At 65.6% G+C, this 3,250-nt stretch carries 1 protein-coding gene; it reads right to left on the bottom strand.

The annotated features are described in order from the left end of the window. Positions 1–166: 166 nt before the first annotated feature. Positions 167–3,154, bottom strand: coding sequence for a PAS domain-containing protein (locus Q0U08_RS19245; RefSeq protein ID WP_298093371.1), 2,988 nt, complete (start codon positions 3,152–3,154; stop codon positions 167–169). Positions 3,155–3,250: the final 96 nt, after the last annotated feature.

The following is a 3,250-nucleotide window of genomic DNA, read 5'->3' as shown; positions in this document are numbered from 1 at the left end:
GCGCGAAAGCCGGATCGGGCTTGTCGACGGTCACCGGATACTGAAGCCGCTTGTCATGATAATACATGGGTGGTCCTCTGCAACGTTGTACACGGTCTTGCAGAGGATAAACCGTTCACGCGAAGCGAAGTCGCAGACCGGACGCGCTATTTATCAGTAACGTACATCATTGATCTAAAGTGATTTGCGATGCGCCGACGCCGTTCCGCTCGCGGCGTGCAGCAACGTTTCGGATCGTCTCGATCATCCGGTCGGCACCATAAGGCTTGGTGAGCAGCATCGCCTCGGGGGGCATCGCGTCGCGGACGGCGGCGGCATCGCCGGTCGCAAAGACGATCCCCGCCAGCGGCCGCACCGAGCGGGCACGTTGCGCCAGATCGATCCCGGACATGGTGGGCAGGTTGATATCGGTGACCAGTACGTCGATCGGCGCGGTCTGCAACGCCGTCAACGCTTCCTCGGCACTGCCCGCCTCGACCACCACGAAGCCGCCGGCCTGAAGCGCCTCGGCGGTGCTGGCGCGGATCAGTTCGTCATCCTCGACCAGCAGGATGGTCAGGCCGTCCGCCAGCGGCGTCATGGGGCCGAGAGGGGCAGGGCGTTCAGCCAGGCGACGCTGGCTCTGATTGGCCAGGACGTGGCGGAACTTCCGCGCCAGCGCCTCACGCGTGTACGGCTTGGACAGCAGCTCGACCCCCTTGTCGAGCCGCCCGCCATGGACGATCGAATTTTCCGTATAGCCGGAGGTGAACAGCACCGCGAGGTCGGGCAGCCGCTCGCGTGCCTTGCGCGCCAGTTCCGGGCTTTTCAGCGTGCCGGGCATCACCACGTCGGTAAACAGCATGTCGATGGGGATGCCGCTTTCGATCACGCTCAGCGCGCTTTGCGCATCCACCGCCTTCAGCACGCGGTAGCCGAGTTCGGACAGCAATTCGACCACCGTGGCGCGCACCGCGTCGTCATCCTCCACGACCAGCACCGTTTCCGTGCCGCCGGCGACCGGGCCGGTATCGACCGCGACCTCCAGATCCTCGGCCTCCATCGCGCGGGGCAGATACAGCTTGATCGTGGTGCCGTGGCCGACCTCCGAATAGATCTTAACATGGCCGCCGGACTGTTTGACGAAGCCATAGACCATCGACAGGCCGAGCCCGGAGCCCTTGCCCTCGCTCTTGGTCGAGAAGAAGGGCTCGAACACCTTGGCCATCACCTCGGCAGTCATGCCGCTGCCGGTGTCGGACACGGCCAGCATGACATACTGGCCGGGGACCACTTCGTCATGGGTGCGGGCATATTCGTCGTCGAGATGCGCATTGCCCAGCTCGATGGTAAGCTTGCCCGTCCCCTCCATCGCGTCACGGGCATTGATCGCCAGGTTGAGCAGCGCGTTCTCGATCTGCGCCGGATCGATAAAGGTGTTCCACAGGCCGCCGCCGACGACCGTCTCGATCTCGATCCCCTCGCCAATCGCCCGGCGCAGCATGTCGTCCATCCCCTGCACGAAACGGGTGACGTTGACGACCTTGGGCTCGAGCGCCTGACGCCGACCGAATGCGAGCAGTTGCGCGGCGAGCTTCGATCCGCGCGTGACGCCGGCCATCGCGTTGGTGATGCGCCGCTCGGCCCGTTCATTGCCATGGACGTCGTTGGCGAGAAGCTGGAGGTTTCCGGACACGACCTGCAGCAGATTGTTGAAATCATGCGCCACGCCGCCGGTCAGCTTGCCGATCGTCTCCATCTTCTGCGCCTGGGCCAGTGCCATTTCCGCCTGTCGGCGCTCGGCGATCTCGGCGATGACGCGGGCCTCCAGCGTCTCGTTCAACTGGCGCAGTTGCGCCTCGGCCCGTTCACGGTGCCGCACTTGACGCGCCAGGATCGAGGCCTGGTCCCGCAGCGCCTGCTCTGCCTCACGCTGTTCGGTAATGTCGGTATGGATGCCGACCCATTCGACAAGGACCCCGTCCGCGTCGAAAATGGGGAGCGCGCGTATCGCATAGGTGCGCCACACCTTGTCGTGCCGGCAGACGCGGTGTTCGTGGATGAACATCGACCGTTCGGCGACCGCGGTACGCCAGGCGGCGACCGTCGCGTCTATGTCGTCGGGATGAACCGCCTGCGCCCAGCCGAAGCCCTGATAGTCCTCGTACGACTGCCCGGTCAGCGCGGCCCATCCGGGCTGCTCGCCGAGCATCTGGCCATCGGCGCTGTTGGTCCACAGCACGCCGTGCACCGCATCCATGGCGGCGCGGAAGCGGCCGTTGCTCTGTTCCAGCGCCGCGGCGTGACGGATGCGCTCATCGACGTCGAACACCAGGACATGGAAGCCGAGGATCTCGCCATCATCGCCGCGCCGGGGCAGATAGCGTGTCTCCGCCCGACGGACGCCGCCATCGCGGTGGCGGATCGATACGTCGGCGACCACCGTCTCGCCGGCCAGCGCACGGGCGATCAGGGGCGCGCGGACGGCATGGCTTTCCTCCCCCAGCACCTGCGCGATCGTGCTTCCGACGACCTGCTCCGGTGCGAGGCCGAGAAAATCCTGATAGAAGCTGTTGGCGAAGCGATACACGCCGTCGCGATCGACAAACGCGACCAGCACCGGCAGCGAATCGGTAATGATGCGCAGTTCGGCCTCGCTGTCCGCCAGTCGTCGTTCGGCCACGATGCGCGGCGTATTGTCCAGCACGGTACACATGACGCCCGCGACCGTGCCGTCCTGGTAAATGGGCGTATAGAACAGGTCGAACACGACCTCCTCTGCAACGCCGTTGCGGGCAAGGACCATGCGCTGGTCGCGATAGGACATGACCTCGCCCTTGAAGCCTGCATCAAGGATCTGGCGGTTCCAGTCCCAGATTTCTGGCCAGGTATCGGGTACCGTGCCGCCCAGCGCCTGGGGGTGGCGCGCGCCGGCAATCTCGCGGTAGCTGTCGTTATACAGCATGACATGGTCTGGCCCCCACATCAGCACCTTTGCGATCGGGGAGTTGATGATGTTGGATACGGTCGAGCGAAGTGCCGGGTGCCACGTCGGACGCGGGCCCAGCGAGGTGCCGCTCCAGTCGCGCGCACGGATCAGGTCACCGCATTCGCCGCCGCCCGACAGCCAGTCCTCCGGCAGCGTCGTGATGTCGCCGAGCCTGGCCAGACCCATGGCGATCGCCGCATCCGCCCCGTCATACCGGCCCGCGGCGAGCGCGGCATCAAGCAGCCGGGCGGTGTCGGGTGAAAGGGTGATCGTGCGCGCAGG

Origin of the sequence: uncultured Sphingomonas sp. (genome assembly GCF_946477935.1) — a bacterium.
Lineage (GTDB): Bacteria > Pseudomonadota > Alphaproteobacteria > Sphingomonadales > Sphingomonadaceae > Sphingomonas.
Note: the sequence above shows the minus strand (reverse complement) of the source record. Positions and strands in the feature narration are given on the sequence as shown.

What these genes read in the sequence shown, in the direction of transcription:
- Q0U08_RS19245 (WP_298093371.1), bottom strand. Translation starts at nt 3,154, where the DNA reads ATGGGTCTGGCCAGGCTCGGCGACATCACGACGCTGCCGGAGGACTGG.